Source organism: Nonomuraea polychroma, from assembly GCF_004011505.1.
GTDB lineage: Bacteria > Actinomycetota > Actinomycetes > Streptosporangiales > Streptosporangiaceae > Nonomuraea > Nonomuraea polychroma.
This window is the reverse complement of sequence record NZ_SAUN01000001.1, coordinates 1,838,574-1,853,110: the sequence shown is the minus strand read 5'-3', so window position 1 is coordinate 1,853,110 and position 14,537 is coordinate 1,838,574. Positions and strand designations below refer to the sequence as shown.

The 14,537-nt window shown below is 71.3% G+C and carries 15 protein-coding genes; 4 read left to right on the top strand and 11 right to left on the bottom strand.

The genetic code is table 11. The annotated features are described in order from the left end of the window. The first annotated feature begins 32 nt into the window (after positions 1-32). Both EDD27_RS08120 and EDD27_RS08115 read left to right on the top strand, forming a co-directional pair. Entirely contained in the window at positions 33-251 is a 219-nt protein-coding gene (locus EDD27_RS08120) for a tyrosine-type recombinase/integrase (protein WP_206641311.1), read from the top strand. Between the two features lie 339 nt (positions 252-590). Then, on the top strand, positions 591-1,655 hold the full coding sequence (locus EDD27_RS08115) for a M48 family metallopeptidase (protein ID WP_127931820.1): 1,065 nt from the start codon (positions 591-593) through the stop codon (positions 1,653-1,655). Between the two features lie 12 nt (positions 1,656-1,667). On the opposite strand, the gene EDD27_RS08110 is transcribed toward EDD27_RS08115, so the two are convergent. The 6 genes from EDD27_RS08110 to EDD27_RS08085 all read right to left on the bottom strand — a co-directional run bounded on the left by EDD27_RS08110 (position 1,668) and on the right by EDD27_RS08085 (position 7,344). After that, a complete protein-coding gene (locus EDD27_RS08110) occupies positions 1,668-2,627 on the bottom strand; it encodes a LysR family transcriptional regulator (protein WP_241564784.1) in 960 nt (319 codons plus the stop codon). Positions 2,628-2,629: 2 nt separating this feature from the next. Then, complete coding sequence (locus EDD27_RS08105) at positions 2,630-3,319, bottom strand: aspartate/glutamate racemase family protein (protein ID WP_164903535.1); 690 nt, start codon at positions 3,317-3,319, stop codon at positions 2,630-2,632. Positions 3,320-3,321: 2 nt separating this feature from the next. Continuing rightward, entirely contained in the window at positions 3,322-4,644 is a 1,323-nt protein-coding gene (locus EDD27_RS08100) for an MFS transporter (protein WP_127931817.1), read from the bottom strand. Between the two features lie 46 nt (positions 4,645-4,690). Next, on the bottom strand, positions 4,691-5,254 hold the full coding sequence (locus EDD27_RS08095; RefSeq protein WP_164903534.1) for a thiamine pyrophosphate-binding protein: 564 nt from the start codon (positions 5,252-5,254) through the stop codon (positions 4,691-4,693). A 90-nt stretch (positions 5,255-5,344) separates the two neighbouring features. Next, entirely contained in the window at positions 5,345-6,511 is a 1,167-nt protein-coding gene (locus EDD27_RS08090) for an NAD(P)/FAD-dependent oxidoreductase (protein ID WP_206641310.1), read from the bottom strand. Positions 6,512-6,735: 224 nt separating this feature from the next. After that, positions 6,736-7,344: an amidohydrolase family protein gene (locus EDD27_RS08085; RefSeq protein WP_127931814.1), complete on the bottom strand. Its 609-nt coding sequence runs from the start codon at positions 7,342-7,344 to the stop codon at positions 6,736-6,738. Here EDD27_RS08085 and EDD27_RS08080 point away from each other — a divergent pair. Next, positions 7,343-7,879, top strand: a complete 537-nt coding sequence (locus tag EDD27_RS08080) for a hypothetical protein (RefSeq protein WP_127931813.1) — start codon at positions 7,343-7,345, stop codon at positions 7,877-7,879. The genes EDD27_RS08085 and EDD27_RS08080 overlap by 2 nt on opposite strands. On the opposite strand, the gene EDD27_RS08075 is transcribed toward EDD27_RS08080, so the two are convergent. From EDD27_RS08075 to EDD27_RS08060, 4 genes are all read right to left on the bottom strand, one after another. Continuing rightward, positions 7,869-8,561: a B3/B4 domain-containing protein gene (locus EDD27_RS08075; RefSeq protein ID WP_127931812.1), complete on the bottom strand. Its 693-nt coding sequence runs from the start codon at positions 8,559-8,561 to the stop codon at positions 7,869-7,871. The genes EDD27_RS08080 and EDD27_RS08075 overlap by 11 nt on opposite strands. 121 nt (positions 8,562-8,682) lie before the next feature. Continuing rightward, the gene (locus tag EDD27_RS08070) at positions 8,683-9,228 is read right to left on the bottom strand and encodes a GNAT family N-acetyltransferase (RefSeq protein WP_241563913.1); all 546 of its coding nucleotides are present in this window, start codon (positions 9,226-9,228) and stop codon (positions 8,683-8,685) included. A gap of 1 nt (position 9,229) precedes the next feature. After that, entirely contained in the window at positions 9,230-10,258 is a 1,029-nt protein-coding gene (locus EDD27_RS08065) for a hypothetical protein (protein WP_164903533.1), read from the bottom strand. 32 nt (positions 10,259-10,290) lie between these two features. Continuing rightward, a complete protein-coding gene (locus EDD27_RS08060) occupies positions 10,291-13,221 on the bottom strand; it encodes a bifunctional [glutamine synthetase] adenylyltransferase/[glutamine synthetase]-adenylyl-L-tyrosine phosphorylase (protein ID WP_127931810.1) in 2,931 nt (976 codons plus the stop codon). 81 nt (positions 13,222-13,302) lie between these two features. On the opposite strand from EDD27_RS08060, the gene EDD27_RS08055 reads away from it, so the two are divergent. Next, complete coding sequence (locus EDD27_RS08055) at positions 13,303-13,839, top strand: HXXEE domain-containing protein (protein ID WP_241563912.1); 537 nt, start codon at positions 13,303-13,305, stop codon at positions 13,837-13,839. Here EDD27_RS08055 and EDD27_RS08050 read toward each other — a convergent pair. Continuing rightward, entirely contained in the window at positions 13,811-14,500 is a 690-nt protein-coding gene (locus tag EDD27_RS08050; protein ID WP_127931809.1) for a type 1 glutamine amidotransferase, read from the bottom strand. The genes EDD27_RS08055 and EDD27_RS08050 overlap by 29 nt on opposite strands. Positions 14,501-14,537: the final 37 nt, after the last annotated feature.

The following is a 14,537-nucleotide window of genomic DNA, read 5'->3' as shown; positions in this document are numbered from 1 at the left end:
GGCGTCGCAACCAGGCGAATCGGAAGCACGGCATGCACGCGCTGCGGCACTACTTCGCCAGCGTGCTGCTCGACGCCGGCGAGTCCGTCAAGGCGTTGGCCGAGTACCTTGGGCACCAGGACCCTGGGTACACGCTGCGGACGTACACGCACCTGATGCCTGGCAGTGATGGACGGACCCGCAAAGCGATCGACGCGGCGTTCCGGCCCGAGGGCCCGGACGACCGAACAGGGACCGAACAGGCCCCTTAACGATCAAGGGATTGCCTGGCCAGCGCACTGTATATGTCACACCTACGACGTGTAGCCCGACCTGACGAAACGGCCCGGGATCCGAACGTGGTCCGGGGCCCTTCGCGTCTCGTCACGTTCCGGTTTCGGCGCCCACCGGGTCGGTCGCCGGGCGCTTGCATGGGAGCTAGGTGGATTTGAGGGTTGCGGCGAGCGGAGGGTCCGCCTGCCGCTGTCCCAGGGCAAGCCCTAGCGGACCAGCCGCGGGGCGTTGATCACAACGGACAGCACGGTCAGCGCACGGGCGTCAGGCCTAGATCGTAATCCTGGCGTGTCCGCGCTCTGGCACGTTGTTGTGGCATGTCCCTTGAATCATCCTCGCCGTCCGGCTTATCTGTAGGCCTGGCACGCATCGCCTCCTATGCCTTGGCGTGCCTGGTTCACCTCCTCGGCCCGGCCTTCCTCATCGTCGGCGTGTACCTGCTGTCCCGTATGACGCTCTTCGCCTTCTTCGTCGGCGTCGTGGCCGTCGGCCTCGCCTGGCTGGTCCGCCCCCGCGCCTCCCGCTTCCCCGCCGACATCCAGTCCCTGACCCGCGAGGAAGCCCCGAACCTGTACGCTCTGCTCGACCGGATCGGCGCTGGGGTGGGAGCGCCGAGAACGGACGTCGTGGCCCTCGGCGGCATGGTGAACGCGGAGTTCAGCACCTACGGATGGCGGAGCCGGCGCTTGCTGGTGATCGGTTATCCACTCTGGCTGATCCTCACACCGCAGGAGCGCGTCGCGGTTCTCGCGCATGAGATGGCCCATTCCAGCAACGGCGACGCCAGGCACGGGCTCTTCGTGGGCAGCGCGCTGCACTCCCTCAGGGAACTGCGCGAGATGACCAGGTTTGACTGGCATGAGGATGACGGTCTGGTCCATCTCTTCGCCGAAGCCTTGGTGGCGCTGGCCGGTCTTCCCGTGCGGGTACTCATCTTTGCGTTGGAGCTGCTGTTGTACCGCTCGTCGCAGCGTGCCGAGTACCGGGCGGACGAATGGGGCGCGCACGTTGCGGGCTCGCGGGCCATGGCCTCGACCCTCGATGCGCTGACCACCCGCGTGCCGTCGGCCGAGAATTTCCTGGAACTGAGCCTGATCGTCGCAGGGGCATCGGACCTGTGGGACAAACTGCAGGCCAGTGTGGCCGCCGTCCCGGATGAGGAGCTCGAGCGTCGCCGCCAAGCCGCACGCGAGCAGAAGTCCCGCGTGGATCGCACGCATCCGCCGACGTACCTGCGGATGGAACGGGTGCGGCAGTTGCCGTACGTGGAGGGACGGGTAGGGGCGGCGGAAGTGGAGAAGATCCAGCCGGAGCTGGAGCAAGCCGCCTACCGCGTGGCCGGGACCATCAGAGATGCCGCCCGATCAGCCCTCTACCACTGACCCGCACGGGAGCTAGGTGTGTTTGAGGGTTGCGGCGAGCGGAGGGTCCACGCGGACGCCGAATGCCTGGGTGGTCCAGTTGACGAAATCCTCCGCGGCTTCCCGGATCGCATCGACGGCCGCGGGCACCAACGGGTTGGGATCGGTCGTCCGATAGGCGGCCAGCACCTTCCGGCGGGGGCCGTCCGAGCGCATGCGCCGCATGGTGATGGCACGGTCGATCCCGAGCGCGAGGGCCGGCACGAGCGCCACGCCGAGGTTCTCCCGGACGATTCCCCGGATGACGTCGAAATCGTTGCTGGTGAATCTGATCTCGGGTTTGAACCCGGACTGCGCGCACAGCCGCAGCAGATTCTCGTAACCGGGAGAATCTTCCCGATTGGCCACCCAGATCGCGTCCGACAATTCCGCGAGGTCGACGTGGAACTCGTCGCGGGTCCGCTGCCGGCGGCCGCAGATCACGACGAGCTCCTCCTCGAGGATGGGGCACGTGTGCAGCTCACCGGGGACGGATTCGGGGACGAGATCGTATTCGAAGATCAGGCCGAGATCCGCCCGGCCCTCGCACACCGCCTGCGCCACCTCGGGCGGTCCGCCGTCGTACTGCAAGGTCAGCTCCGCCTCGGGGAAGCGGGCGACGAGCCGGGCCAGCGCCTTGGGCAGCACCTGCGCGCCGACCGTCGCGAACGCGGCGACGCGCAGGCGTCCCCGCCGGCCGCCCGCGTAGCCGCGGATGTCCTGCTCTGCCTCGCCGAGCCGGGACAGGATCGCGGCGGCATGCCGTCCCATCTGGACGGCGGCGGGGGTCGGCCACAGGTTGCGCGGCCCGCGTTCGAACAACCGCACGCCGAGTGCCCGTTCCAGGGTCGCGATCTGCTGCGACACGGCCGACGTGGTGTAGCCGAGTTCCTTCGCCGCCCCGCTCAGGGAGCCGGTCTCCAGCACGGCCTGCAGCGTCTGCAGGTGGACCATGTTCAGCACGAGCCCCTGACCCCCGCACGCAGCCAGCCGATGAGGCTCAGCGCGTCCCAGACCGGCCGCCCGGTGGCGGCCCGCACCGCCGCGGCGTAGGGCGGCAGGTTGGTGCACTCGAACACGAAGGCGCCGATCTCCGGCCGCTCCCCCGTCGCGGCTCGCGCCACCGCCACCACCTCGCCCTCCGCACGAGCGACGTCGAGGTTCTCGATCTCCCCGGTGAGCACCGGGTAGAGGTGCTCGGTGCGTTCCAGGCCTGCGAGGTGGACTCGTGGCCGCAGGTCCGCGCCGATGCCTACCGCCCGCAGGTGGGCGTCGGTCAGCGTGGCCGCGTTGGCGGTGAGCACGCAGAGCGCCTGGTCCTGGCGGAGCGTCTGGAGCACCAGCGGAACCTGCAGCAGGCTGGAGGTGGCCACCGGAACCTCCACCGAGTCGGCGAGCTCCTGCTGGAACACCGCGAGGAAGCCACAGCAGGTCGTCACGGCCGGCGCGCCGCCATCGGCCAGTTCCTTGACCGTGGCGGTGATGGCGGGCAGCAGCCCGGCGGCGTGGTTCTCGACCACCTGGCGCGTGCCCGCCCCGATGCTCACCGCCATGGCGACAGGGAACGGGAAGCTGGCCGCGTTGCCCACGTCCCCGGGCGGGCGGGGGATGCGGTTGTCCAGCATGACGATCCCGATGTCGGCCATGCTCACTCCTTGGTCAGAGGTGCCCGGCTGGTCTCCGTCAGCGCCGCGATGCATGCCAGCGAGACGACCGCGGCGCCGATCACGTACCAGGCCACCGACAGGCTGGTCCCGGTGGTCGCCACGAGGGCGCTCGCCACGAGCGCGGCCGGTGCGCCCGCCACGACACTGGAGAACTGGTAGGCGACCGAGGCGCCGGTGTACCGGTAGCGCGTCGGGTACTGCTCAGCGTAAAGGGCGCTGTTGAGTGCGCCGGTCGGGCCGTACCCGAAGACCAGCGCCAGCACGATCGCCAGCGCGATCAAGACCGGGTCCCGGGTGTCGAGGAGCCAGAAGAACGGCACCACGAACAGCGCGATGAACAACGTTCCCGCGAAGTACACGGGGCGGCGTCCCACGCGGTCCGACAGAGCCGCCCATGCCGGCATGGCGAACAGCAGGATCGCCGCCCCGATGAGCACCCCGGTCAGGGCCCACGATTGAGGCAGGTGCAGGGTGTTCTTGACGTAGGACAGCGAGTACACGGTGAACAGGTAGTAGCCGATGGTGGCCGCGGCCTGGACGAAGATCAGCAAGAGGGTCGGCTTCTTCGCGTGGCGGAGCACCTCGGCGATCGGCAGCTTCGGCTGCTCGTTGGCTTCCTTGATCGCCTGGAACTCGGGTGGCTCGGGGAGCCTCGCGCGGATGTAGAGGCCCACGATCACGAGGACCCCGCTGAACAGGAACGGCACTCGCCAGCCCCAGCCCAGGAAGTCCTCTTCCGGCAGCAGGGCGAACAGGGCCAGCATCCCGGAGGACGCCAGCTGACCGGCGGGCACGCCGAGCTGGCAGGCCGAGGCGTAGAGCCCCCGGCGTCGTGCCGGGGCGGTCTCGACGACGAGCAGTGCCGCGCCGCCCCACTCGCCGCCGAGGCCGACGCCCTGGATCATGCGCAGCACGATCAGCAGGATCGGGGCGAGCAGGCCGACCTGCCCGGCCGTCGGCAGGCAGCCGATCGCGAAGGTTCCCAGTCCCATCAGCAGCAGGGTGGTCACCAGGGCCTGCTTGCGGCTGAGCCGGTCGCCCAGATGGCCGAACAGGATGCCGCCCAGGGGCCGGAAGAAGAACGCGACGCCGAAGCTGGCCAGTGAGGCCAGGACGCTCGCGGTGTCACCCAGCTCGGCGAAGAAGACGGTGGGGAAGACCACGGCAGCCGCGCTGCCGTAGAGGAAGTAGTCGTACCACTCGATCGCGGTGCCGGTGAAGCTCGCGCGCGCGGCGCGCATCGCGGTCGAGTGGGACAGCGCCGGGGCGGCGGGCGAGGTCGCCGGTAGCGCTTCTGCTGCCATGGTCGGATCCTTCCAGGAGTTACTCGCGGCGGGGGGATGGGTCGGGTCAGTAGAACGGCCGGGTGTTCGACCTGCCGGTGAGCACGGCCTGCCAGGGCGCGACCGGGGGCGGGGAATCCTTGTGCTCGGGCACCCGTACGTGGTCTTCGGGGGCGGCGCCCTTGCCGTGGATCGTGGTGGCCACCGGGATCGCCGCGTGCTCGACGATCAGGGCGACGGGTCCTGGCCGGCCGGTGGTCGCGGCCGCGATGGCCTCCGCCACCAGTGTGGGGATGTCGGCCGCGCGCTCCGCGGCGGCCCGCCACTTGGTGACCCCGCTGAACAGCGCCTCCTGGTCGATCTCGGTGATCGCCCCGGAGCCGCGGCTGCGCCGGTGGATGTCGCTGGTGATCGCGAGCACCGGCACGCTCCCGGCGTACGCCTCGCCGAGCCCGCCCGCCAGGTACACCGCGCCGGCGCCGCTGGAGGCCTCGCAGACGCCGATCCGCCGGTGGGTTCTGGCGTAACCGTCGGCCATGTAGCCCGCGTGCCGCTCGTCCCTCGCGAGGATGTGCCGCAGGTGGCCGGTGTGGCGGGTGAGCACGTCGTACAGCACCACGCCCGGGGACACCGAAGATCGTGTCCACGCCGTGCCGTACCAGCGCCTCGACCAGCAGGTCAGCCCCGCTGTTGTCGGTGGTCAACGAAAACCTCCAAGGACCTAGAAGACGGCCGTCTCCAGCTCAGGCGTCAGGTGGTCGGCGAACCGCGAGGGGCGCAGCGGCGTGAGATCCAGCGGGGGCGCGCCCTCCAGCCACCACTGCGCCAGGGCGGCGCCGACGGCCGGTGACTGCATGAAGCCGTGACCGGAGAAGCCCGCCGCGACCCACAGACCGGGAAACTCGTGGACGGGGCCGACGATCGCGTGGTCGTCGGCGGTCATCTCGCGCAGACCGGCCCAGCCGCGCACGATCTCCAGCCCGTCGAGTGCGGGGAAGCGGTGCGAGAGCGCGGCAGCGAGCGAGTCGACGCGCGACCAGTCCACGGTGGCGACGTCGCTGCTGGGCGCGTCCCGGTCGTTTCCGCCCACGATGGCCGTGCCGGCAGGCTCCGGATGCACGTAGGCGCCGGTGGCGAGGTCGACCACCAAGGGAAGGTCTCCGTGCAGGCCGTCGAGGGGGGTGGTGGCGAACGCCTGGCGGGGATGGGGAGAGACGGGGATGTCCACCCCGCACAGCCGGCCGACCCCCCGCGCCTGCGGGCCGGCGGCCATCACCACCAGCTCGGCCTCGATGTCTCCCGCGCTGGTGCGAGCTCCGCGCACCGCGCCGCCGGCATCGGTGAGCAGCCCCAGGAACTCGGTACGCTGCCGCAGCTCCACCCCCTGCCGCCGGGCCCCGCCCAGGTAGCCTGCCACGGCGTCGCTCGGCGAGGCGGAGCCGTCGCCGGCCGTGTAGGTCGCGCCGGCCAGGTCGTCGGTCCGGATGCCGGGAAACAGCTCCGCGGCCTGGTGCGGATCGAGCACCTCCACCTCGACGCCGAGCGAGCGCTGCAGCCGCGCGTTGGCTTCGAAGGCGGCGAGCATGGCGGGGTCGGAGATCAGGAACAGGTAGCCGTGCTGCCGGAAGTCCAGCGGCAACCCGGTGCGCCCGGCGAAGTCCAGCCAGAACGGCAGCGACCGCCGTACGAGCTCGATGTTCACCCGCGAGGAGAACTGCTGCCTGATGCCACCGGTGGCGTAGGCGGTGGCGCCCTCCCCGGCGAGCCCGCGCTCGATCACCGTCACGTCGCGATATCCGCGCTCGCTCAGATGAAAAGCGATCGAGGTGCCGATCACGCCGCCTCCGACAATGACCACGCGGCCGCCGCGCAGAGTTTCCCGAGACAATTCGAAAAACCTTCCCGATGGGAAATGTGAATATCGGCGGCATGCGCCGGTCAGTCTGTTCTAACCCTGGCCAGAGCCACGGACAAGGGGTTGAGCAGCAGATCTGCTTCACGAGGTGTGAAGCTCTGGTTCACCTCGAATTCGAGCGGAGGTTACGCATTTGTTTCGCCTGCTTTTCCGCCGAATCGGTTTTCCGGTGGATTTGCTGTCGCGATTCGGCGGGGTCATCTGCCCGGCAGCCGGCGGCCTGCCAGCCACACGCCGGCGATGTCGAGCGTGGCGCCGATGTGCGCCGTAGGGTCGCCGTCCACCAGCAGGAGGTCGGCGCGCAGGCCGGGGGCGATGCGGCCCCGGTCCTTCAGGGCGAAACGGTCGGCGGGGGCAGAGGTGGCGGCGGCGAGGGCCTCGCGCGGACTGAGGCCGGCCGCCACGAGCAGGGAGAGCTCTTGATGGAGGGTTGCACCGTGGGCGGTGCCGACATTGGAGGCGTCGGATCCGGCGAGCAGCGTCACGCCGGCGTCCCGGAGTTCCGCGACGGTGCGGGTCGCCGCGCCCGGGTCATGGCGGGCGCCCTCCCCCAGCAGGTACGGGCCCATGGTGAGCATCCGGCGGGAGCCTTCGGTCAGGTACGGCGACACCCGTGGGTCCGCGGCCAGGGCCTTTCCTCCCACTCCCCGGCCGAACAACGCGCCCAGCACGGCCAGGGTCGGCACCACCGCCGTATCACCCAGCTCGTAGGCGAGCGAAGGGTCTGAGCGGTCGACGAACACGTGGCCGAGCACGTCCGCGCCCCGCCCGTACGGCCTGGCGGGCGCTCTCGGCTGTGAGGGCATGGGCGACGACGAGCCTGCCCCGGTCGTGGGCCGCCGCCACCAGCGCGGCGGCCGTCTCCCCCGCCATGGACGGGGCCGCCTACCACCATTTCCAGGACAAGGCCGCGCTTACCTGGCAACGAGCAGTGAACTGTGGGCGGAGGCGGCCGCGCCTGTTTGGGGGGCGCTCGACGGCGACGGGCCGGTGATGGAGCGGATGCGGCGCTTCCTGGTGACGTTCTTCACCGCGCTGGAGCGGGATGCGACGCTGCGGGAGGTGTTCGCGCTGTCCATGCGCAGCGCCGAGGGGTTCCCCGAGCTGGAGTCGGGGCTAGGGGACAAGCAGATCGTGATGGAGGGCTGGAAGCGCGGCCTGATGGAGTTGCTCGACGGGGCCGGGCTGCGCGACGGGGTGCCGGCGGAGACCGCCGCTCTGGCGATCATCACCTCCGTGAACGGCACCGCCGCCACGTGGCTGGCCTGCCCGGGCCTGTTCTCCCCCGCCGATCAGGCCGAGGCGCTGGCGGACGCCATCCTGTACGGGATCACGTCGTGAACTCGGGCGCCGACGGACTGAGGATCCCCGACCTGGGCGTCGCCTGCCAGAGGGCGGTCAGCTCGTCAGTGAGCGTGGCGACGAGGGACTCGACGTCCTCCCGGGCGGTGCCGTGCAGCGCCTCCGCGACGATCAGGACGTCGGTGGTCGCGTCGCGGACGGCCGAGTGGCCGCTCTGGCGGTTGGTCCAGCGGCGGGCGTGCGCCTTCCCCTCGGCGTCCGCGAAGATCACCTCTCCGGCGGGCGGGTGCTCCGTCTCGCCGGCGAAGGTCAGGTAGGTCTCCTCGCCCGTTGCGTATCTGACCTCCACGTATTCGGCGATCTTGGAGACGTCGAACACCGCCACCGGGATCGCGTACGCGATGGACACCGCGTTGCACAGGTCGATCAGTGGGTGCAGGCGCGGCAGGGCGCCTTCCTTCCTGAAGCGGCGCAGCAGGGACTCCGACGCGCACCGGTATTGGGTCGGCTTGAGCCCCATTTTCGAGAACGCCCGCCGCCACGCCTGGATCTCCGGCATTTCGCCTTCCGAGGCGGTCGCGAGCCGCTTGGCGGCGAGCTCGCTGAACGTCGCCAAGCGGTCGTCCACGGCGACGTCCCCAGTGATGCCCCGCACGAAGATCACACCCGGAACGAGCTCGGGGTGGTCCCGCCAAATGTCCTCGGAATGCTGGAAACGCACGGTCACCTCACGATCGCGGCCACGGAGCACGGACCGATCACGATACTCGCATCCGCTTCGGCATGCGGGCATGGCGAGCGGCGCGTCAGGCGGGCACGGCGGGCGTGGGCCGTGCGGGCCTCTACGCCCTCAGCACCTGAGCGTCTTCGCCGCGCTTGAGCCGGTAGAGGACGTGCGGGACCAGCGCACTGCCCTTGGCGACCCAGGGATGGTCGAAGTCCGTCTCGTACGTCATGCCGAGGCGCTCCATCACCGCCCGGGAGCGCAGGTTGCGCACCGCGGTCATGGAGATCAGCGAGTCGAGGCCCGCCTCGGTGAAGGCGTACTCGACGGCCCGTCTGGCCGCCTCGATGGCGTACCCGTGACCCCAGGCCGGGCGGGCCAGCCGCCACCCGATCTCCACGGCGGGCAGGAACGGCATGTCGAAGGTCTGCCAGCCCAGCCCGGTGAAGCCGATGAACTGCCCGCTCTCGCGTACCTCCAGGGCCCACAGGCTGTATCCGTGCTTGTCGAAGTGCTGCTCGATCTTGTCGACCATGGCGTCGCTCTGCCCGCGGGTGAGCGTCGCCGGGAAGTGCTCCATCACCTCGGGGTCGGCGTTCATGGCGGCGAAGGGCTCCCTGTCCTCTTCGCGCCATCTGCGCATGATCAGCCGTTCGGTCTCCACCTCAGCGCCTCCCCTTGATCCCCGTGATGCGGCGGAACACGTCCCACCAGAACGGCGCCCCGAACAGCAGCGCCACGTACGTCAGCAGGAACCCGGGCCAGTGACTGGGCGTGCTGATCCGGTCCCACCACGAGCCGCCGTTCCAGTGCACACTCGGGTCGCCCTGCTCTGGGATCGACACGCTGACCAGGGCCTGACCCAGCATCCTGACCAGGGCGGGCCGGCTGAGCGTCTCGGTGACGCACCGCATCGGGTCCTCGCCCGTGCAGCGCGCCTTGAGCTCGTTGTACGCGTCCGGCCCCGCCTCGGCCACGGCGGTCACCGAGGCGCGGAAGGCGTTGTCACGCAGCAGCGTCTTGGCGTACTCCAGCCCGTCCATCGTGAACAGCAGCGTCACCAGCAGGCCGAGCACGGCGACGACCCACTTGACGTAGCGCTTGTAGAGCATGGACAACCGCTGCATCTCGCCGTCGAACCAGGTCTCGATGCCCTGCCGGAACCGGTCGAGGTCGCGCTGCGCCGTCTCCCAGGCGCCCTTGAGGGGGCCGTACAGGGGGCTGTCGATGGCCTTCAGCTTGGCCAGGAACCGTTCGACGTCGCCGTCCTGCCCCGCCGCCAGCTCCATCACGGCGACCGCGAACCGGCTGGGCGGGATGTTGGCGATGCTGGTGCGGCCGCGTTTGGCGTGGTCGATCTCCCTCACCCGCTCGTACAGCAGGTTGATCATGGAGTCGCCGGTTCGTTCCTCGGGCATCCCGCCGGCCTCGGCGGGCGCGGGCAGGTCGCTGTGGCGGGGACGTGGATCGCGCAGGAACGGCAGCGCGGTGAACACATCACGCACCTTGGCCGGCAACCACGACCCTCTCTTGTCGTCGGCGCCGTCCATGGTGTCCCTGAGGTAGGCCCACAGGAACTTGCTGCGGATGGACAGCACCCGCACGAACGCCTCGTTGACGCCGCTCACCAGCAGCGACAGCAGCAGGAACGACACCACCAGGCCGAGGGCCAGATCCACGTAAACGGATAACACCGCGCCTTGATACACCTAACCGGAATGCTTGATCAAGCCCCGTAGAAAACTCGGTCCACCACGACACGTGCCCGCCGGGTCACGCGGCGGTAGTCGTCGAGGAAGTCCTCCGAGCCGTCGGGCGGGTAGCCGAGCGTCTGCGCGATCAGCTTGCGCTCGCCCGCGTCGCGCGGCACGCTGTCGCCCGGACGGCCCTTGACCAGCATGATCGCGTCTCTGATGCGGGAGGCGAAGCGCCACGCCTCGGCCAGCACGGCCTCGTCGGCGGGGGCGAGCAGCTCTTCGGCCACGGCGGCGCGCAGCGCGTCCAGCGTGCGCGTGGTGCGCAGCGACGGCAGCGTGCCCGCGTAGCGCAGTTGCAGCAGCTGGGCCACCCACTCCACGTCGGACAGGCCGCCGGGGCCCAGTTTGGTGTGCAGGCCGGGGTCGGCGCCGCGCGGCAGCCGCTCGGCTTCCATGCGGGCCTTGAGCCGCCTGATCTCCCTGACCGCGTCGTCGTGCAGCCCGCCCTGCGGGTAGCGCAGCTCGTCGATCATGTGCGTGAACGCCGCGCCCAGTTCGGGGTCGCCCGCCGAGAACCGGGCCCGCAGCAGCGCCTGCGACTCCCACGGCGAGGACCAGCGCGAGTAGTAGGCGCGGTAGGAGGCGAGCGTGCGTGCCAGCGGACCCTGCCGGCCCTCCGGCCGTAGGTCGGGGTCGATGATCAGCGGCGGGTCGGGCGCAGGCAGCGACAGCAGCCGGCGCAGCTCGTTGGCCACCGCGAACGCGGCGTCCGTGGCCTCGCGCTCCTCGACCCCCGGCAGGGGCTGGTGCACGAACATGACGTCGGCGTCGCTGGCGTAGGAGAGCTCCATGCCGCCCAGCCGGCCCATGGCGATGATCGCGAACGAGGTGACGTTGCCGACCTTGCCGAGCGCGGCGTCCAGGGCCGCCTGGAGGGTGACGTCGGTCAGTGACGACAGCGCCCCGCCGACCGTCTCGATGTCGGCGAGCCCGGAGATGTCGGCCACGGCGATGCGGAACAACTCCCTGCGCCGCAGCGCCCGAACGGCGGCGACGGCGGTCTCCGCGCCACCGTCCCCGCCGACGTACCTGGACACCGCGGCGGAGGCCTCGCCGAGCAGCGACTCCCGTGGCCGCACGGCGAGCTCGTCGTCCGAGCCGAGCATGGCGACCGCTTCGGGCGCGTTCATGAGCAGGCCGGTCGCGTAGCGGCTGGTGCCGAGCACGCGCGCCATCCTGGCGGCCACCGCCGTCTCGTCACGCAGCAGCCGCAGGTACCACGGCGTGCTGCCCAGCTTGTCGCTGACCTGCCTGAACCCCAGCAGCGCCGCGTCCGGATCCGGCGTGTCGGCGAACCAGCCCAGCATCACCGGCAGCAGCGTGCGCTGGATCGCGGCCCGCCTGGACACCCCGGAGGTGAGGGCGCCGATGTGGCGCAGCGCCCCGGTGGGGTCGACGTAGCCGAGCGCCTCCAGCCTGGCGGCCGCGGCGGTGGCCGACAGCCGCGCCTCGGACTCCTGCAGCCGCGACACCGCCTGCAGCAGCGGGCGGTAGAAGAGTTTCTCGTGCAGCCGGCGCGCCTCCATCGCGTGCCGCCGCCACCGGGCCGTGAACTCCCCCACCGGGTCGGTCTGCATGCCGAGCGCCCGCCCCAGCCTGCGCAGGTCGCTCTCGCCGGTGGGCACGATGTGGGTGCGCCGCAGCCGGTGCAGCTGCAGCAGGTGCTCGACCTGGCGCAGGAACGAGTACGCCTCGGCCAGGCTGCGCGAGTCGTCGCGGCCGACGTACCCGCCGCGGGAGAGCGCGGCGAGCGCGGGCAGCGTGGCGCGGCGGCGCAGCAGCGGGTCGAGCCGCCCGTGCACGAGCTGCAGCAGCTGTACGGCGAACTCGATGTCACGCAGGCCGCCGGGGCCCAGCTTGAGCTGCCGCTCCCCCTCGGAGCGCACGTGGGCCTCGACCCGGCGGCGCATGGCCTGCACGTCCTCGACGAAGTCCTCACGGGTGGCCGCCGACCACACCATGTCGTTGACCGCCTCGACGTAGGCCGCGCCCAGCGCCATGTCGCCCGCCACCGGCCGGGCCTTGAGCAGCGCCTGGAACTCCCACGTCTTGGCCCAGCGCCGGTAGTACGCCAGGTGGCTGGCGAGCGTGCGCACCAGCGGGCCGGAGCGGCCCTCGGGGCGCAGGCCCGCGTCCACCTCCCACAGGGAGCCCTCGGGCGTGGTCGCGGTGCAGGCCCGCATCATGGCCTGGGCCAGCCTCGTCGCGGTACGCAACGCCTTGGCCTCGTCGGCGCCCTCCTGCGGCTCGGCCACGAAGATCACGTCGACGTCGCTGATGTAGTTGAGCTCCCTGGCGCCGCACTTGCCCATGCCCACGACCGCGAGGCGTACCTCGCTCGCGTCCACCTCCGCCCGCGCGATGGCCAGGGCGGCCTCCAGCGCGGCGCCCGCGAGGTCGGACAGCTCGGACATGACCTCCTGGAGTGTGGACTGGCCGGTCAGGTCGCGCGCCGCCAGGTGCATGAGCCTGCCCCGGTACGCCACCCGCAGCGCCACGAGCGCCTTCTCGCCGGCGGCGACCGGCTCCGGTGCTTCCGGGTCGGCGCCGACCGCGCGCAGCAGCTCCGCCCTCGCCTCGCCCAGCTGCGGCTCGGCCAGCCAGGCGACCTGGCCGGGGTGGCGCACGAGGTGCTCCCCCAGTGCGGCGCTGACGCCGAGCACGGCGAGCAGCCTGGCCTTGAGGTCGCCGTCCTGGCGCAGGGTGCCGAGCACGGCGGGCTCGCGCTCGATCAGCCGGGTCAGGGAGATCAGGGCCAGGTCGGGATCGGCCACGTCCACCAGCGACTCCAGGAGGTCGTCCAGGTCGGCGCCGGCCTGGCCGATGAGCTGGGCCGCTCTCGCGCCGTCGGCGAAGCCGAGCTTGGCGAGACGCGCGGTGGTGGATTCGATCCTGGGCACCTCTCCATCTTGACAGCACTCCCGTGGGACGCCGTAGCATCGAACGCAACGTTGCGTTGCGTTTCGTGGGAAAGGGTGAACGTGGAACGGGTTCCGGCGACGGTGACGTGGGGTCTGCTCGCGGCGTGGGCCGTGCACGACGCGGAGGAAGTGGCGACCATGGCCGGGTGGGTGCGGAAGGCACGACCGCGGCTGGAACGGCGCTTCCCGGACGTCCCGTGGGAGCGGCTGGAGGTGCCGCAACGGCACGTCAACGTGGCCATCGGGCTCATGGGCGGGGTGATTGCGGGGGCGGCGGCGCTGGGGGCGCGCACGGGCGGGCACAGCCCGGTCTTCCAGGCGGCGCTGGCCGGGTTCGGCGCGCACGGCGTGCTGCACCTCGCCCAGGCGGCCGCCACGCGCGGTTACACGCCGGGGGCGGCGACCGCGCCGGTGGTGGTGATCCCGTTCTCGGTGTGGGCCTGGCGCCGGCTCCGGGCGGCCGGGGTGCCCGTGCGTTCGGGGACGGGGGCACTGGCGGCGCTCCCGCTGGTGCTGGGCGGCGTGCACGTGCTGGCCCACGTCCTCACGAGACCCCGCCGGGCGAATGTCAAGCAGAAGGGCGGGCGGCGGCCCTGACCACGTCGGCGAAGGCCTGGGCGACCGGCCGCCAGGTCGCGATGAGCCGGCTCTCCGCGGCTTTGACCTCGGCGTTCAGCTCCTCGGCCGCCTCCAGATCCGACTCGGCCGTCCAGGAGGCGAAGATCTCGGGCGTGGCCTCGGGATGGAACTGGACCGCCCAGGCGGCCTCACCGAGCCGGTACGCCTGATTCGGGTACGCGGAACCGGTCATCAACGGCACCGCCCCGTCCGGCAGCCGCGTCATGGCGTCCTGGTGATACTGGATGGCCACGGCCGCGCCGACACCCGACAGCAGCCGGTCGGAGGCGGCCGCGGGCAGCGCGACGACCTCGCACGCCCCCACCTCCAGCCCGCCGGCGCCGCGCTCCACCGTGCCTCCGCAGGCCATGGTGAGCAGCTGGGCCCCGAGGCAGATGGCGAGCGTGGGCGTGGCCTCGTCCACGGCGCGGCGCAGCAGGTCGCGGGTGGCAGGCTGCCACGGGCTGCGCTCGTCCTCCCAGGCCGCCGCCGCACCGCCGAGCACGATCAGGCCGTCCGCGGCCCGCTCGGGCATCGCCTCGCCGAGGTACGGCCGCACGACGTCGCAGGCCACTCCGAGCCAGCCGCCGAGATATCCGAGCCCGGCCTCGGCCTCGTGCTCGATAACGGTGATGCGCATACCGGGTAATTTATCCGGAACTTTCGCCCCAAACTCC

What these genes read in the sequence shown, in the direction of transcription:
- EDD27_RS08085 (WP_127931814.1), bottom strand. Translation starts at nt 7,344, where the DNA reads ATGCCCTCACAGCCGAGAGCGCCCGCCAGGCCGTACGGGCGGGGCGCG.
- EDD27_RS08120 (WP_206641311.1), top strand. Translation starts at nt 33, where the DNA reads ATGCACGCGCTGCGGCACTACTTCGCCAGCGTGCTGCTCGACGCCGGC.
- EDD27_RS08110 (WP_241564784.1), bottom strand. Translation starts at nt 2,627, where the DNA reads ATGGTCCACCTGCAGACGCTGCAGGCCGTGCTGGAGACCGGCTCCCTG.
- EDD27_RS08080 (WP_127931813.1), top strand. Translation starts at nt 7,343, where the DNA reads ATGGGCGACGACGAGCCTGCCCCGGTCGTGGGCCGCCGCCACCAGCGC.
- EDD27_RS08100 (WP_127931817.1), bottom strand. Translation starts at nt 4,644, where the DNA reads ATGGCAGCAGAAGCGCTACCGGCGACCTCGCCCGCCGCCCCGGCGCTG.
- EDD27_RS08115 (WP_127931820.1), top strand. Translation starts at nt 591, where the DNA reads ATGTCCCTTGAATCATCCTCGCCGTCCGGCTTATCTGTAGGCCTGGCA.
- EDD27_RS08105 (WP_164903535.1), bottom strand. Translation starts at nt 3,319, where the DNA reads ATGGCCGACATCGGGATCGTCATGCTGGACAACCGCATCCCCCGCCCG.
- EDD27_RS08050 (WP_127931809.1), bottom strand. Translation starts at nt 14,500, where the DNA reads ATGCGCATCACCGTTATCGAGCACGAGGCCGAGGCCGGGCTCGGATAT.